Origin of the sequence: Chromobacterium sp. IRSSSOUMB001, assembly GCF_023507765.1 — a bacterium.
Classification (GTDB): domain Bacteria; phylum Pseudomonadota; class Gammaproteobacteria; order Burkholderiales; family Chromobacteriaceae; genus Chromobacterium; species Chromobacterium haemolyticum.
The window spans coordinates 1-15,921 of sequence record NZ_JALCYU010000027.1 but is presented as its reverse complement, the minus strand read 5'-3'; the positions used below and the strand labels follow the sequence as shown (position 1 = coordinate 15,921).

The following is a 15,921-nucleotide window of genomic DNA, read 5'->3' as shown; positions in this document are numbered from 1 at the left end:
TTCCACCCTGCTGGATTCAAGGCCTCACTTGGCCAGCGGCAAGGTGAACCAGAAGGCGCAGCCGCCGGCCACGGTGCTGTTGGCGCCAAACTCGCCTCGGTGGAATTCCACGATGGAGCGGCAGATGTTCAGGCCTATGCCCATGCCTTCCGGCTTGGTGGAGTAGAACGGAGTAAACAGATTGCTTTTCATGGCCTCGGACAGGCCGGGGCCGTTGTCCACCACTTCCACCCGCCAGAAGGCGGTGCCGATGGAAGTGCGCACCTTGACCCTGGGCCGCTTGGTCTGGGCCTCTTGCATCGCTTCGATGGCGTTTTTCATCAGATTGAGCAGCACTTGCTCAATCAGCACCGGGTCCATGTCCAGCAGGCAGCCTGCCGGGTCTTGCTCCACCTGCAGCTTGATCCCGGCCTTGACGGCCAGGCCTTCCGCCAGGCCGACGGCGCGCAGCACCACCGGCCCCGGCTCCACGCGTTGCAATTGCGGCTCGTGTTTTTTGACGAAGGCGCGGATGCTGCTGACAATCTGGGCGGCGCGCTTGGCCTGCCCGGCGATTTCCTGGATCGCCTCGCGCACGCCGGCGGGAAGTTCCAGTTCCGCCGGCAGCCGACGGCTAACGCCGGCGGCGTAGGTGTTGATGGCGGTCAGCGGCTGGTTCAGTTCGTGCGCCAGCGAGGAGGCCATCTCGCCCATGGCGATCAGGCGCGAGGTGTTTTGCAGCCGTTCCTGCTGCGCCAGCTCCCGCCCCTCGCGCGCTTTGTCTTCGCTCACGTCGGCCAGGATGGCCAGCCAGGCGGATTCGCCGTTTACCCAGTCGATGCGGCGGCGGTGCATCTGGAACCAGCTGCCGCCGCCGTCGGTGGTGAATTCCAAGCCGTATTCGTCCTGTTCCGGCTGGTCCTGCAGGCCGGGCAGCAGCACACAGCAGGGGCCGTCCGGTTCTTCCGCCAGCCACAGCCGGGCAAACGCGGGGTTGGCGTACAGCAGCAGGCCGCCGCTTTCTTCCATCACGCAAACGCCGGCCACCAGGCCGTTGAGCACGGTGAGAAAGCGCTGGTGGGAGGCGTTGAGCGCCAGCCGCTGCCGCTTGCGTTCGGTGATGTCGAACAAGGAGGCGATCCAGCCGCGCTGGCTGCCGTCGGCCTCCACCAGCGGGGTGGCGTAGAGCCGCACTTCGATGAATTCGCCGTCCTTGCGCGCAAAGCGCAGTTCGAAGCCCTGCGCCGGCTGGCGATGGTCTCGCACCGCGGCGATCGCCGCGGTCATGGCCTCGTGGTCGTCCGCCGGCCAGAATGGATGGGGCGGCGCCTGGCCCACCAGTTCGTCCGCGCTGAAGCCCAGCATGTCGCAGAAGGCGCGGTTGACGCGCACGATGCGCCCTTCGTCCTCCAAGGCCACCAGGCCGCTTTTCATGCAGTCTTCTATCGCCTGGCGCAGCGACACTTCCTTGGCCAGCGCCTGCTCGGCGTGCGCGCGCTCGCGCACGTGGCGGCGGATGCGCCAGGCGGCGTACAGCAGCGCGCTGAGCAGCAGCGCGATCAGGCCGGACAACACCGGCAGGGTCAGACCCAGGCCGGCGCGGTAGCTGACCGCGTGCAGGTAGAGGCCGTAGCCGGGGGGGTCGAAGCTGGTCTGGTGGGAGATGGTGCCGGGGCGCTCCGCCGGGTCGAACTTGCTGGCCAGCGTTTTGCCGCTCAGGTCCTGGATGCTGATGTAGTTCTTGGAGGCGATCCACCACGGCACTTGGTTGAACAGCAGCAGGTCCAGTTGGTAGGTCAGCCGCAGCCCGCCCAGGGCCTTGCCGTCGTGGACGATGGGCACGGCCAGGTCGAAACGATATTTGCCGTCGCTGCCCTGATAAGGCGCGCCGTAGCTGGGGCGCAACAATCGGTTGGCGCGCCACAACGCGTCGAAGGTTTCGCCGGAGAGCACGCTGCCGTCGCGGCGGGTGCCGTGCTGGTCGCGTAACACCTTGCCGTCCAGATCTACCTGCTGGATGTTCAACAGTTCCGGGTTGCCCCGCAGGTAAAACGCGGCTTGCCGAGCAAAACGCTGGCTGTCGATATTGCCGCTCTCTATTTCCCGGCCCAGGTTTTCAGCCCATTCTTGCTGCCCCTCCAGATACATGCGCAAAGACTGCTCCAGCCACAGCACTTCCTGGATCAGGTTGTCTTGCTGTTCGTCGCGCCAGTCGCGGTACACCAGATAGAACAGGCTGCCCAGCGCCAGCAGCAGGGCCAACAGCAAGGCGCTGACGCTGAGCCAAAGCATGCGGGGAGAGCGGCGGGAGAACGTGGTTTTTATCTGCATGGAATGTTAGGGAAAATCCTGATGCTGAAGTCCCTAATGGCCGGGAGAAGAAACTGCTCCTACTTTACACTGTAAAACTCGACTGTCCAGAAGGATGGCATAACAGAGCGCGAAGCCGGCGGCACAATATAGTGGCCATTGCACAACGCGCCATCACACCTAAACGCAATACAGCTTTTGGAGAGAGAGATGAAACTGCAAATCGCCGCCTTGGCCATCCTGGCCGGCAGTCTGTCCGGCGTCGCCTGCGCCGCCGGGGAAATCGTCATCAAGTTCAGCCATGTTGTCGCTCAGGACACCCCCAAGGGCAAGGCCGCCGAGTACTTCAAGAAGCTGGCGGAGGAACGCACCAAGGGCAAGGTCAAGGTGCAAGTTTACCCCAACAGCCAATTGTACAAGGACAAGGAAGAGCTGGAGGCGCTGCAATTGGGCGCGGTGCAGATGCTAGCGCCCAGCCTGGCCAAGTTCGGCCCGCTGGGGGTCAAGGAGTTCGAAGTTTTCGACCTGCCCTACATCTTCGACAACTACGACGAGTTGCACAAAGTCACCCAGGGTCCGGTGGGCCAGCAGTTGCTGGGCAAGCTGGACAGCAAGGGCATCAAGGGGCTGGCATTCTGGGACAACGGCTTCAAACATTTTTCCGCCAATAAGCCGCTCAAATCCCCGGCCGACCTCAAAGGCCTGAAAATGCGCATTCAGTCGTCCAAGGTGCTGGACGAGCAAATGCGCGCTCTGGGCGCGCTGCCGCAGGTGATGGCCTTCTCCGAGGTGTATCAGGCACTGCAGACCGGCGTGGTGGACGGCACCGAAAACCCGCCGTCCAATATGTACACCCAGAAAATGTACGAGGTCCAGAAACATATGACCACCACTGCCCATGGTTATCTGGGCTACGCGGTGATCGTCAACAAGCGCTTCTGGGACGGCCTGCCCGCCGACGTGCGCGGCCAACTGGACAGCGCGATACGAGACGCGACCAAGTACGCCAACGACATCGCCAAGAAAGAAAACGACGCCGACTTGGCCAAGATCGCCAAATCCGGCAAGACAGCCATCTACAACCCCACTCCGACCGAACGCGAGGCGTTCAAGAAGGCCATGCTCCCCGTCCACACCAAGATGGCGGAGCGGGTCGGCCCGGCGTTGATCAAGACCATCTACCAGCAAACCGGCTTCTCCGCCAACTAATAGCGCTGCGACTGAGACACCGCCCCGCGGCTGCGCGCCCCCCGCGCCGTCGCGGCGGTCGGCGCGCAGCCGTCCGTCCTTCTTTTCCCGGAGACGCCCGATGCTGAAATTCCTGGATCACCTCGAAGAGTGGTTGATTGCGAGCTTCATGGCCGCCGCCACCCTCATCACCTTTGTCGCGGTGACGCACCGCTACGCCGCAGGCACCGAGCTGTTACACCCACTGGTCAGCCACATCAATCTGGCCTGGTCGCAAGAGCTGACCATTTACCTATTCGTGTGGATGGCCAAGTTCGGCGCGGCCTACGGCGTGCGCACCGGTATCCATGTCGGCGTGGACGTGTTGATCAACCAGCTGCAAGACAAGAACCGCGCTCGCTTCATCGTGTTCGGCTTGCTGGCCGGCGCGCTGTTCACCGCCATCGTCGGCACCTTGGGCGCCGCCTTCGTCTGGGAGATCGCCCACACGGACCAAACCTCAGCCGACCTTGAAATGCCGATGTGGATCGTGTACCTGGCGGTGCCTTGCGGCTCGCTGCTGATGTGCTTTCGCTTCCTGCAAGTAGCCTGGGCCTTCGTCAAAACCGGCATCCTCCCCAAGCACGACCACGCCCACGTGGAAGGCATGGACGATGAGGGCGGGGTGGACAACTGGTACGCCCTGGACGACAACCTCCATCCGCACGACATCTCCCGTCGAGGAGACAAGAAATGAACGCGCTCATCATTTTCAGCCTGCTGCTCGTCCTGATGCTCTCCGGCATGCCCATCTCGATTTCCCTGGGCCTGACGGTGCTGACCTTTCTGTTCACCATGACCCAGGTACCGATTGAGGCGGTGGCGCTCAAGCTGTTCACCGGCATCGAAAAGTTCGAGATCATGGCGATTCCGTTCTTCATCCTGGCCGGCAACTTTCTGACCCATGGCGGCGTGGCCAAACGCATGATCAATTTCGCCACCAGCCTGGTGGGCCATTGGCACGGCGGCCTGGGCCTGGCGGGGGTGCTGGCCTGCGCGCTGTTCGCCGCGGTCTCCGGCTCCAGCCCGGCCACGGTGGTGGCCATCGGCTCCATCCTGTTGCCCGCCATGGTCAAGCAGGGCTTTCCCAACCGTTTCGGCGCCGGGGTGATCACTACCTCCGGCGCGCTGGGCATCCTGATCCCGCCTTCCATTGTGATGGTGATGTATTCCGTGGCCACCAACACCTCGGTGGGACAGTTGTTCATGGCCGGCGTCGTGCCCGGCCTGATGCTGGCCACCTTGCTGGGCTTCACCACCTGGTACCGCGCGCGCAAGTTCGGCTACCCGCGCCTGGCCAAGGCCAGCTGGGGCCAGCGCTGGCGCGCCTTCCGCAAATCCATGTGGGGCCTCTTCCTGATCGTGGTGGTGATAGGCGGCATCTACAGCGGCATCTTCACGCCCACCGAGGCCGCCGCCATGTCCGCGGTCTACGCCTTCATCGTGGCCGTCTTCGTCTACAAGGATATGACGCTGAAACAGGTGCCCAAGGTGTTGCTGGATTCGGCCAGCATGTCCGCCATGCTGCTCTACATCATCACCAACGCGGTGCTGTTCTCCTTCCTGATGACCAGCGAGGGCATTCCCCAAGCCATGGCCGGCTGGCTGATCGACGCCGGTCTCGGCCCCATCGCCTTCCTGCTGGTCGTCAACATCCTCCTGCTTTTGGCCGGCAATGTGATGGAACCTTCCTCTATCGTCTTGATCTTGGCCCCCATTCTGTTCCCGGTGGCCACCGCGCTGGGCATCAATCCGGTTCACTTCGGCATTCTCATCGTCGTCAACATGGAGGTGGGCATGTGCCACCCGCCGGTGGGATTGAACCTTTACGTCGCGTCCGGGATCACCAAGATGGGCATCACCGAACTGACGGTGGCAGTATGGCCCTGGTTGCTGACCATGCTGGGCTTCCTCGTTGCGGTGACTTATGTGCCGGAAATCTCGCTGTGGCTGCCGCGCGCGTTGGGCATGCTGAATTAGCATGCGTCCGACGGACATGAAAACGCGATGGCCGACGCCATCGCGTTTTTTGTCCGACAAGACGATAGCCCCGCCCGCCGTTAAGCCCGTATAATGTGTAGTTACTCTCTTACACCAACCAACCACCTAAAGATCAACCTCAGGAGTCCCAGAGAATGGACGAGCAATTGCGCCAGAGCGCACTGGAATACCACCAGTACCCCAACCCGGGCAAAATCCAGGTTGCCCCGACCAAGCCTCTCACCACCCAACGCGACCTCGCCCTGGCCTACTCCCCTGGAGTGGCGGCCGCCTGCGACGCCATCGTGGAAGATCCGCTGAACGCCTACAAATACACTGCGCGCGGCAATCTGGTCGCGGTGATCTCCAACGGCACCGCCGTGCTGGGCCTGGGCAATATCGGCGCGCTGGCCGGCAAGCCGGTGATGGAAGGCAAGGGCGTGTTGTTCAAGAAGTTCGCCGGCATTGACGTATTCGATATCGAGGTCAACGAACTGGACCCGGACAAACTGGTGGACATCATCTGTTCGCTGGAGCCCACCTTCGGCGGCATCAACCTTGAAGACATCAAAGCGCCCGAGTGCTTCTATATCGAGAAGAAGTGCCGCGAACGCATGAATATTCCGGTGTTCCACGACGACCAGCACGGCACCGCCATCGTGGCCGCCGCCGCAGTGCTCAACGGCCTGCGCCTGGTGGAGAAGGATATCGCCAAAGTACGCGTGGTGGCTTCCGGCGCCGGCGCCGCCGCCATCGCCTGCCTGGACCTGCTGGTGGCCCTGGGCGTGAAGCGCGAGAACATCACCGTCTGCGACTCCAAGGGCGTGATCTACGAAGGCCGCGACGAGAAACTGGACGACTCCAAGAAACGCTACGCGATCAAGGACAACGGCCAGCGCAAGCTCGCCGACGCCATGGCCGGCGCCGACATCTTCATGGGCCTGTCCGGTCCCAAGCTTGTGTCCCAAGACATGGTCAAATCCATGGCCCGCGCACCGCTGATCCTGGCCATGGCCAACCCGGAGCCGGAAATCCTGCCGCCGCTGGTCAAGGAAGTTCGCCCGGACGCTATCATCGGCACCGGCCGTTCGGACTACCCTAACCAGGTCAACAACGTGCTGTGCTTCCCCTTCATCTTCCGCGGCGCGCTGGACGTGGGCGCCACCACCATCAATGAAGAGATGAAGCTGGCCACGGTGCGCGCCATCGCCGATCTGGCGCTGGCCGAGCAGAACGACGTGGTGGCCACCGCCTACGGCGACCAGGAACTGTCGTTTGGCCCGGAATACGTGATTCCGAAACCGTTCGACCCGCGCCTGATCGTCAAGATCGCCCCCGCCGTGGCCAAGGCCGCGATGGATTCCGGCGTCGCCACCCGCCCGATTCAGGACTTCGACGCCTACGCCGATCAACTGGCCCAGTTCGTGTACAAGACCAATTTGTTCATGAAGCCGGTGTTCGCCCAGGCCAAGAAGGACCCGAAACGCGTGGTGCTGACCGAGGGCGAGGACGAGCGCGTGCTGCACGCCACTCAGGAAATCGTCACCCAGGGTCTGGCCAAACCAATCCTGATCGGCCGCCCCAGCGTCATCGACATGCGCATCCAGAAGCTGGGCCTAAAGCTGGTGGCCGGCAAGGACTTCGAGATCGTCAACAACGAATCCGATCCGCGCTTCGCCGAGTACTGGAAAGAGTACTACCAGCTGACCAAGCGCAAGGGCGTGTCGCAGGAACAGGCTCGCCGCCGCGTGATCGGGAATACCACGCTGATCGGCGCGATGATGGTGCGCCGCGGCGACGCCGACGCGATGATCTGCGGCACCTACGGGCCGTACCGTCAGCACTTCGACATCGTTGAAACCGTGCTCGGCTACAACAACCCGGAGCAAGTGGCCGGCGCGATGAACGCGCTGATCCTGCCCACCGGCAACATCTTCATCGCCGACACCTACGTCAACGCCGACCCGAGCGCCGAGCAACTGGCCAGCATCACCCGCATGGCCAGCGAGTCGATCAAGCGCTTCGGCATCGCGCCCAAGGCCGCGCTGCTGTCCAACTCCAGCTTCGGCACGCTGAACAGCGCGTCGGCGCAGAAGATGCGCGCCGCCTTCGACCAGATCCGCTCCGCGCAGCCGGACCTGGAAATCGACGGCGAGATGCAGGGCGACGCCGCGCTGGTGGAAAGCATCCGCAACCAGGCGATGCCGGACAGCACGCTGAAAGGCTCCGCCAACCTGCTGATCATGCCTAACGTGGAAGCCGCCAACATCAGCTACAACCTGTTGCGCGTCTCCGCCTCCGACGGCGTGACCATCGGCCCCATCCTGATGGGCATGAGCAAGCCGGCCCACATTCTGACCCCGATCGCCTCGGTTCGCCGCATCGTCAACATGGTGGCCCTGGCCGCCGTGGACGCGCAGAACAGCAAGTAAGCGTCGGCCTGGATGTAAAGGCATATACTGAACGGGCAAGCGCAGCTTGCCCGTTTTTTCTTCGCCGAGGGAGCAGCCCATGAGCAACGAATTCAACCCCAACGATCCCTTCGCCCTGTTCCGCCAGTTCTGGCAAACCGCCACCCCGCCGGGCATGCAGCCGTTTCTACCGCCGATGAGCGAGGAGGAGATAGACCGCAAGCTGGCCGAATTGCGCGTGGTGGAAAGCTGGCTGACCATGAATATGGGCATGCTCAGCATGCAGATAAAAGCCCTGGAAATGCAGAGGTCCGCGCTGCACTCGATGCGGCCAAAAGACCCGCCGCACAATTGAAGCAGCCCCCTTCCCATGCGGCCAAGCTCAAGTTTGCTTGAAGCGCAAACAACGCTACACTCTACCGTCCGGCCGCGGACCTTCCTGGCAGAAGCCCGTGGCCGCTACGCATTATCGTGATGAACGGGACGGCGCGCCCTCCCCTTTCCCATAACAACGACTTTTCCGCGGACTCCATGCGTTTTTCCACCCCACCCGCCGAGCAGCCCGCTGACTCCGGCCTGCCGCCCATCCCCGCTTGGCTGTTCTTGCTCATTGCCGTTGCCTGGCTGCTGCCCGGCCTGATAGGCCACGAGCCCTGGAAGCCAGACGAAGCCTATACCTTTGGCCTGGTCCGCCATATCGCAGAGACCGGCGACTGGATCGTGCCGACGCTGGCCGGCGAGCCCTTCATGGAAAAGCCGCCGCTGTTCTTCATCAGCGCCGCCTTCACCATGCAATTGTTCGGCGGCTGGCTCAGCGCGCCGGACGCCGCCCGCCTGGCCGCCGGCGGCTGGATGGCGCTGGCGCTGGCCGGTACCGCCGTCTCCGCCGGCGCCTTGTACGGCCGGCGCGCCGCGGCCTGGGGCGCCTTGCTGCTGCTGGGCTGCCTGGGCTTGCCGATGCGCGCCCATCAAATGATCACCGATACCGCGCTGCTGGCCGGCGTCGCCTGGGGCCTGGCCGGACTGGTGCTGCTGCGCCGGCGCGCCTGGTTAGGCGGCGCGCTGCTGGGCCTGGGCGGAGGCGCCGCCTTCTTGAGCAAGGGCCTGCTGGGCCCCGGCTGCCTGGGCCTGACCGCCTTGCTACTGCCGCTGCACCCCGATTACCGCAACCGCCGTTACGCCGGCGGTCTGCTGCTGGCCGCGCTGATCGGCCTGCCGCTGGCCGCGCTGTGGGGCTTGAGCCTGTACTTGCGCGATCCGGCCTTGTTCCAGCTCTGGTTCAAGGTGAACAACTTCGGCCGTTTCGACGGCAGCGCCCATCTGGGTCCCAAGGCGCCGCGGCTCTTCTACGGCCGCACCCTGCCCTGGTACGGCATCCCGGTGTTGCCACTGGCCTTGTGGGGGCTTTGGCGCGGCCGCCGGCAATGGACCCGAGCCTGGCCCGCCGCGCCTGCCCTGCTCTGGCTGGTGACGCTGACGGTCTTGTCGCTGGCGGGCGACGCCCGCGAACTGTATGCGATGCCCCTGCTGCTGCCGCTGGCGCTGCTGGCCATCACCGGCTTGCGCGCCGGCGAAGCCCACCGCGGCTGGCGCGCGCTGTCCGGCTTCAGCCTTCTGCTCTGCCTGACGCTGGGCGCCGTCGTGCTGGCGATCGCCTGGGTGCTCTCCACAGGCGAGTCCGCGCAATTCGCCCGCCACCTGCTGCACCGCAAATTCACCGACTGGCATCCGCAATGGCACCCGTGGACCTGGATGGCCTTCGGCCTGATTGCCGGCGGCGTGGCCTGCTTATGGCGGCGTTTCCCATCAAACACGGCTCCCGGCTTTGCTTGGCGCTGGAGCCTGACCATCGTGCTGTTGTGGGGTGGTCTAGCCACATTGTGGCTGCCGGCGCTGGATCACGGTATGCGCTATCGCGAAACTTTCGCTCCACTGCGCCCCGTCCTCGCCGACATCGGCCGACAGGGCGAGTGCGTCGCCAGCGTCGGCCTGGGCGAGCCGCAACGCGCGCTGCTGGACTACTACGCCGACTACCGCACGCTGCGGCTGGAAAGCACGCCGCAGGCCAAAAACTGCCGCTGGCTGCTGGTCCAGTCCCTGCACGACCAGTTGCCGCCCTACCTGGCCGGCCTGAAGCCCGCGGAAAGTTTTCAACGTCCGGGCGACCCCAAGGAGCGCTTCCGCCTTTACCGGCTGGAGCAGCCGCTGGGCCTGCTGTTGAAGGCCAAGAAATAATTACAAAGGAATCAATTTCAGGCGAAACCGTCACAATTCGTCACATTTTGCCCAATATTCCTTAACAATCACAGCGCCGGGATAACGTAGCCTTAACCCTTTTTTTCTTGAGGTTATGGTATGTCGGCGCTGAACGCAGTGGATTTGTTCTGGTCCCTGGCCAGTGGGCGCTTCTCCCGCGAGGACGGATTCGACGAAGGGAAGAACCGCTGTAAATTCGCGCTACGCGGACTGCTGACCTTGCCATGGACTCTACGCTGGCTGGATAGCTGGGGCCAACCCGCTCTACGCCGCCACCTGCAGGCTAATCCTAGGCTGGCCTGCAAGCTCCATCGCCCCTACCTATATCGTTCTCTTGGCCCAAGCGGCAAACTGGCGGCCTTGCGCGAACACTATCAGACGCTGGCCGAACGAGTGTCTCCCACCGCCTACCGCAGCCTGCTCAGCGACGCTGGCCTGACGCTGGCCGAGTTGCTCGGCAAAAACGACGCCGCGATCATGGCGGTGCTAACGCACCGCCACAGCTTCGACAAAGAGGGCGAACTATCCTTGCAAATTTGCTCGGAGGAGCGGGTCGCCATCGCCACGCTGACTTTCACCATCACCCGCCGCCAGGGCGAAACCGCCATCATCATCGGCGGCCTGCAAGGCCCGCGCAAACCCCATGGCGCGGAAGCCGTGCACCAGCTGACCAAGCAAAGTCATGGGCTGTTTCCCAAGCGCTTGGCAGTGGAGGCCTTGATCGCGCTGGCTCGGGAGATAGGCGCCAGCCAGATACTGGCGGTCAGCAAATGGCAGCATATCTACAGCTCTTGGCGCTATCGTCGTGAATTCTTCGCCGATTATGATAGCTTCTGGGACACCTTCGATGCCCAGCCCACCGCTTGCAAACGTTTCTTCAGCCTGCCTCTGCAATTGCCGCGCAAGCCCCTGACCGAGATCGCCAGCAAGAAGCGCGCGGAATATCAGCGGCGCTACGCGCTGCTGGACGAACTGAACAGCCAAAGCCGCCGCGCCGTCACGCTCCCGGCCGCCGCAAACTGAAGGCGGGCTCGGCGCGGCTGAACTCGTCGCCTCCCAATTTGCCCACCAAGGCCAGGACCTCGCCCGCCACGCGACCATCGCGCCACGCCTCATCCGCCACATGTACGTGACGCACCTCGCCCAACACCAGGTTGCCGGCGCCCGCGCCATCGCCCAAGGCCAGGCACTGGGTCAACACGCACTCGAAGCGAAGCGGCGCCTGCTCCACACCCGGCGCCCTCACCTGCCGGCTGCGCGCCTTGGCTACACCAGCCAGATCGAACTCGTCCACATCCGGCGCGTAAGGGCCGCAGCTCAGATTCATCTCTTCCGCCAAGCGTTCCGGCACCACGTTAACCACAAACTCCCCGGTAGCGCGAATATTAGCCAAGGTGTCCTTCACCCCGCCGTCGGCCGGCGTCAGAATGCTCAGCGCCAGCACCGGCGGCTTCACGCTGGCCACGGTGAAAAAGGAAAACGGCGCCAAGTTGGCCACGCCCCGCAAATCCTGGGTGCTGACCCAGGCAATGGGCCGGGGCAGCACGCTGCCCACCAGCAAGGGATACACCGCTTCGGGCGGCAGCATCTTGATGTCGCAGTCCATATCAACTCCTCTCTGATGCCATCATTCTAATGCTGCAAAGCAGCAAAATACTAGCACGCCAAATGCGCCCGGCGATGGTGTCGCAACCGCTCGGCAGGTAAAATGGCGTGATGAACTCACCTCGTTTTATCCATCTGCGCCTCCACTCGGAGTTCTCCATCACCGACGGCATCGTGCGCCTGGATGACGCCATCAAGCGCGCCATCAAGGACAATATGCCCGCGGTGGGCATGTCCGATCTGATGAACATCTTCGGCATGGTCAAGTTCTACAAGGGCTGCCGGGACAAAGGCATCAAGCCCATCGTGTCCTGCGATGTCTGGCTGGAAAACGAGGAAGACCGCGATAAGCCTTATCGCCTGATGCTGACGGTCAAGAACCGTCAGGGCTACGGGCGCTTGTGCGAACTGCTGGCCGACGCCTATACCCACAACCAGTACCGCGGCCGTGCCGAGCTCAAGCGCGCCTGGCTGGAAAACGGCGACAACAGCGGCCTGATCTGCCTGTCCGGCGCTCACCTGGGTGACGTTGGCCAAGCCTTGCTGATGGGCCAGCGCGACGAAGCGCGCCGCCGCGCCGAATATTGGGAACGCTGCTTCCCGGACAATTTCTACCTGGAACTGCAACGCCTGGACAACCCGCAGGTGGAAAACGCGGTGCAAGCCTCGCTGTGGCTGGCCGGCGAGATCGGCCTGCCGGTAGTGGCCACCCACCCGATCCAGTTTATGGACCCGGACGATTTCAAGGCCCACGAGGCCCGCGTCTGCATCGCAGAGGGCTTCACCCTGGGCGACAAGCGCCGGCCGCGCAGCTTCGAGGAAAACCAGTACTTCCTGTCCACTGACCAGATGCTGGAGCGCTTCGCCGACATTCCAGAAGCGCTGGAAAACTCAGTGGAAATCGCCCGCCGCTGCAATATCAGCGTGCAACTGGGCAAAAACTACCTGCCGCAATTCCCCACCCCGGACGGCATGACACTGGACGACTACCTGGTGCACCTGTCCCAGGAAGGCCTGGAAGAACGGCTGGCCAAGCTCTACCCCGACCCGGAAGTCCGCGCCCAAGAGCGGCAGCGTTACGACGAGCGCTTGAAGATCGAGTGCGACACCATCATCCAGATGGGCTTCCCCGGCTACTTCCTGATCGTTGCCGACTTCATCAACTGGGCAAAAAACAATGGCTGCCCGGTGGGGCCGGGCCGCGGCTCCGGCGCCGGTTCGCTGGTGGCCTACAGCATAGGCATCACCGATATCGATCCGCTGGCTTACGCGCTGCTGTTCGAACGCTTCCTCAACCCCGAGCGGGTATCGATGCCCGACTTCGACATCGACTTCTGCCAAGACAACCGTTACCGCGTGATCGAGTACGTGCGCCAGAAATACGGCGCCGAGGCGGTATCGCAAATCGCCACCTTCGGCACCATGGCCGCCAAGGCGGTAGTGCGCGACGTTGGCCGGGTGCTGGACCTGCCCTATATGTTCTGCGACGGCGTATCCAAGCTGATTCCGGCCGCGCCCGGCAAGCAGTATTCACTGGACGACGCAGTAGAAATGGAGCCGGTGCTGCGCGAGCGACTGGAAAACGAGGAAGAGCTGCGCGAGCTATGGGAACTGGCCAAGAAGTTGGAAGGCCTGACCCGCAACATCGGCATGCACGCCGGCGGCGTCTTGATCGCGCCGGGCAAAATCACCGACTTCTGCCCGATGTACCAAGCCAGCGCCGACGGCGCGGTGCCGGTATCGATGCTGGACAAGGACGATGTGGAAAAAGTGGGCCTGGTGAAGTTCGACTTCCTGGGCCTGCGCAACCTGACCATTATCGAACTGGCGGTCAACTACATCAAAAACCTGGACCCGAGTTTCGACACCAATCTCAACCTGCTCGAGTTCACCGACCCCGCCGCCTACAAAGTACTGCAACAGGCCAACACTACCGCCGTATTCCAGCTTGAATCGGACGGCATGAAACGGCTGCTGGAAAAACTGAAGCCAGACCGTTTCGAAGACATCATCGCTGTGCTGGCCCTGTATCGACCCGGCCCGCTCGGCTCCGGCATGGTGGACGACTTCATCCTGCGCAAAGCCGGCAAGCAGGAGGTCGATTACTACCACCCGGACCTGCAGGCCTGCCTGGACCCAACTTACGGCGTGATCGTGTATCAGGAACAAGTGATGCAGATCTCGCAGATCATCGGCGGCTACACCCTGGGCGGCGCCGACATGCTGCGGCGCGCGATGGGCAAGAAGAAGCCCGAGGAAATGGCCGAACACCGCGGCAAGATCGCCCAGGGCGCGGCCACCAAGGGCTACGATCCCAAGTTGGCCGAGATGCTGTTCGACCTGATGGCCAAGTTCGCCGAGTACGGCTTCAACAAGTCGCACACCGCCGCCTACGCCGTGGTGTCCTACCAGACCGCCTGGCTCAAGGCCCATCACACCGCGGCCTTCATGGCGGCCACCATGTCCTCTGAATTGGACAACACCGACCAGCTCAAGGTGTTCTACGACGACAGCGTGGACAGCAAAAACGGCCTGATCTTCCTGCCGCCGGACATCAACCAGAGCTACTACCGCTTCGTGCCGGTAGACCGCAAACACATCCGCTACGCCTTGGGCGCGATCAAAGGCACCGGCGAAGCGGCTGTCGACCACATCGTCGCGGTACGCGCGGAATCCGGCCCGTTCAAGGACCTGTTCGACTTCTGCCGCCGCACCGATAAAAAAATCGTCAACAAGCGCGTGATCGAGGCGCTGATCCGCGCCGGCGCCTTCGACAGCATCGAACCCAACCGGGCCAAGTTGTTCGGCAATGTCGGCCTGGCGATGAACGCCGCCGAGCAAGAACACGCCAACGCCAATCAGGGCGGCCTGTTCGACATGTTCGGCGACGATGTCGCCCCCAGCGTGGAAATGGTGGAAATCAAGCCGTGGAGCGACGCAGTCAAACTGGCGGAGGAAAAGCTGGCCATCGGCTTCTATCTGTCAGGCCATCCCTTCGCCGCGTACGCCAAGGAAATTCGCGGCTTCATCAAAACCCCGCTGTCCCGGCTCAGCCCGCGTAAAGAGCCGCAACTCCTGGCCGGTTTCGTCACTGGCATCCGAGTCAAAGTGGGCAACCGCGGCAAAATGGCCTTCGTCCAGTTGGATGACGGCAGCGCCAAGCTGGAAGTCAGCCTGTTCGCTGAAAGCTTCGAAGCCAACCGCAGCCGGTTGAAAGACGACGTAGTACTGGTGATAGAAGGCAAAGTAAGCGAGGACAACTTCTCCGGCGGCCTGCGCATCGTCGCCGATAAAGTCTATGAATTGGGCGAGGCGCGCAGCCGCTACGCACGCAGCCTGTCGCTGAAGCTTGCCGGCAAGGTGGACGTTAGCAAGCTCAAGTCCCAACTGCATCCGTTCCGCAGCGAGGACGCCGGCTGCCCGGTGCGCATCCATTACAACAACGGCGCGGCCAGCGGCGATCTGATGCTGCCCCCGCCCTGGGGCGTCCGCTTGGACGACGGCCTCTTGCTGGCGCTGCAGGACTGGCTGGGCAACGACAAGGTCAAAGTGATGTGGTGAGCCGCCGCGCTCGCTGCAAGCCGCGCCCAGCGCGGCTTTTTTCTTGTCCCGCGCCTTTGCAAGCGCCGGACATTGCAGTAGGCTTCCCCGCTCAAACGCACACGCAAAAGGATGTTTTCAGATGATGGCACGCCCGGCGCAACTCCAAGACATCGCCCCGGTCTTCCAGATCGAACAAGCGGTATTCGGTCATCACGTCTACCCGGACTTTTTCTTCCGCCAGGCTCACGACCTGTGGCCGGACCTATTCTTCGTCGCGCCAGGCGCTCAAGACGGAGAACTGGGCGGCTACATCATCGGCGCTCCAGGCAGCGGGCAAGGAGAATTCTGGATTATGTCGCTGGCGGTCCATGAGCATTGCCGCGGACAGGGCCTCGGCAAGCAACTGCTGCAGGCCTTGCTGCAGGCGCTGCGGGCGCGCCAGGCCAGCCACGCGAAACTGACGGTCCACCCCGACAACTCCGCGGTCAGGCTGTACCAAAGCCAGGGCTTCTCCGTTATCGAACATCAGCCTCATTACTTCGGCCACAGCGATCCACGCCTGGTCATGCGCGTGGATTTCTAGTTTCCAGACGCGCGAAAGCCTCCCATG

The 15,921-nt window shown here is 63.1% G+C and carries 11 protein-coding genes; 9 read left to right on the top strand and 2 right to left on the bottom strand.

Annotated features, from left to right (window positions below; genetic code table 11):
• Positions 1–24: 24 nt before the first annotated feature.
• Positions 25–2,310, bottom strand: coding sequence for a PAS domain S-box protein (locus MOV80_RS22465; protein WP_043594303.1), 2,286 nt, complete (start codon positions 2,308–2,310; stop codon positions 25–27).
• A gap of 189 nt (positions 2,311–2,499) precedes the next feature.
• Between MOV80_RS22465 and MOV80_RS22460 the strand changes: the two genes are divergently transcribed.
• The 7 genes from MOV80_RS22460 (at position 2,500) to MOV80_RS22430 (ending at position 11,186) form a co-directional block, all read left to right on the top strand.
• Positions 2,500–3,498, top strand: coding sequence for a TRAP transporter substrate-binding protein (locus MOV80_RS22460; RefSeq protein ID WP_019103477.1), 999 nt, complete (start codon positions 2,500–2,502; stop codon positions 3,496–3,498).
• A 100-nt stretch (positions 3,499–3,598) separates the two neighbouring features.
• Entirely contained in the window at positions 3,599–4,213 is a 615-nt protein-coding gene (locus MOV80_RS22455) for a TRAP transporter small permease (protein ID WP_043594301.1), read from the top strand.
• Complete coding sequence (locus MOV80_RS22450; protein WP_043594299.1) at positions 4,210–5,496, top strand: TRAP transporter large permease subunit; 1,287 nt, start codon at positions 4,210–4,212, stop codon at positions 5,494–5,496. The genes MOV80_RS22455 and MOV80_RS22450 overlap by 4 nt, the downstream gene beginning before the upstream one ends.
• Before the next feature lie 155 nt (positions 5,497–5,651).
• Positions 5,652–7,928, top strand: a complete 2,277-nt coding sequence (locus MOV80_RS22445; RefSeq protein WP_043594297.1) for an NADP-dependent malic enzyme — start codon at positions 5,652–5,654, stop codon at positions 7,926–7,928.
• Positions 7,929–8,007: 79 nt separating this feature from the next.
• A complete protein-coding gene (locus MOV80_RS22440; RefSeq protein WP_043594294.1) occupies positions 8,008–8,262 on the top strand; it encodes a PhaM family polyhydroxyalkanoate granule multifunctional regulatory protein in 255 nt (84 codons plus the stop codon).
• 176 nt (positions 8,263–8,438) lie between these two features.
• A complete protein-coding gene (locus MOV80_RS22435) occupies positions 8,439–10,142 on the top strand; it encodes a UDP phosphate-alpha-4-amino-4-deoxy-L- arabinose arabinosyl transferase (RefSeq protein ID WP_162896952.1) in 1,704 nt (567 codons plus the stop codon).
• A gap of 120 nt (positions 10,143–10,262) precedes the next feature.
• Positions 10,263–11,186 carry a VirK/YbjX family protein gene (locus MOV80_RS22430; protein WP_249605513.1) on the top strand — a complete coding sequence of 308 codons (924 nt, stop codon included), beginning with the start codon at positions 10,263–10,265 and terminating at the stop codon, positions 11,184–11,186.
• Here MOV80_RS22430 and MOV80_RS22425 read toward each other — a convergent pair.
• Entirely contained in the window at positions 11,161–11,769 is a 609-nt protein-coding gene (locus MOV80_RS22425) for a flavin reductase family protein (protein WP_043594292.1), read from the bottom strand. The two genes, MOV80_RS22430 and MOV80_RS22425, sit on opposite strands and share 26 nt — an antisense overlap.
• Before the next feature lie 110 nt (positions 11,770–11,879).
• On the opposite strand from MOV80_RS22425, the gene dnaE reads away from it, so the two are divergent.
• Positions 11,880–15,329, top strand: a complete 3,450-nt coding sequence (gene dnaE / locus MOV80_RS22420) for a DNA polymerase III subunit alpha (RefSeq protein WP_249605512.1) — start codon at positions 11,880–11,882, stop codon at positions 15,327–15,329.
• Positions 15,330–15,450: 121 nt separating this feature from the next.
• Positions 15,451–15,894: an N-acetyltransferase gene (locus tag MOV80_RS22415; RefSeq protein ID WP_107731499.1), complete on the top strand. Its 444-nt coding sequence runs from the start codon at positions 15,451–15,453 to the stop codon at positions 15,892–15,894.
• Positions 15,895–15,921 lie beyond the last annotated feature (27 nt).

Excerpts from the sequence above, each read along its gene's own strand:
- dnaE (WP_249605512.1), top strand. The coding sequence starts at position 11,880 with ATGAACTCACCTCGTTTTATCCATCTGCGCCTCCACTCGGAGTTCTCC.
- MOV80_RS22445 (WP_043594297.1), top strand. The coding sequence starts at position 5,652 with ATGGACGAGCAATTGCGCCAGAGCGCACTGGAATACCACCAGTACCCC.
- MOV80_RS22425 (WP_043594292.1), bottom strand. The coding sequence starts at position 11,769 with ATGGACTGCGACATCAAGATGCTGCCGCCCGAAGCGGTGTATCCCTTG.
- MOV80_RS22455 (WP_043594301.1), top strand. The coding sequence starts at position 3,599 with ATGCTGAAATTCCTGGATCACCTCGAAGAGTGGTTGATTGCGAGCTTC.
- MOV80_RS22460 (WP_019103477.1), top strand. The coding sequence starts at position 2,500 with ATGAAACTGCAAATCGCCGCCTTGGCCATCCTGGCCGGCAGTCTGTCC.
- MOV80_RS22415 (WP_107731499.1), top strand. The coding sequence starts at position 15,451 with ATGATGGCACGCCCGGCGCAACTCCAAGACATCGCCCCGGTCTTCCAG.
- MOV80_RS22440 (WP_043594294.1), top strand. The coding sequence starts at position 8,008 with ATGAGCAACGAATTCAACCCCAACGATCCCTTCGCCCTGTTCCGCCAG.
- MOV80_RS22435 (WP_162896952.1), top strand. The coding sequence starts at position 8,439 with ATGCGTTTTTCCACCCCACCCGCCGAGCAGCCCGCTGACTCCGGCCTG.
- MOV80_RS22465 (WP_043594303.1), bottom strand. The coding sequence starts at position 2,310 with ATGCAGATAAAAACCACGTTCTCCCGCCGCTCTCCCCGCATGCTTTGG.
- MOV80_RS22430 (WP_249605513.1), top strand. The coding sequence starts at position 10,263 with ATGTCGGCGCTGAACGCAGTGGATTTGTTCTGGTCCCTGGCCAGTGGG.
- MOV80_RS22450 (WP_043594299.1), top strand. The coding sequence starts at position 4,210 with ATGAACGCGCTCATCATTTTCAGCCTGCTGCTCGTCCTGATGCTCTCC.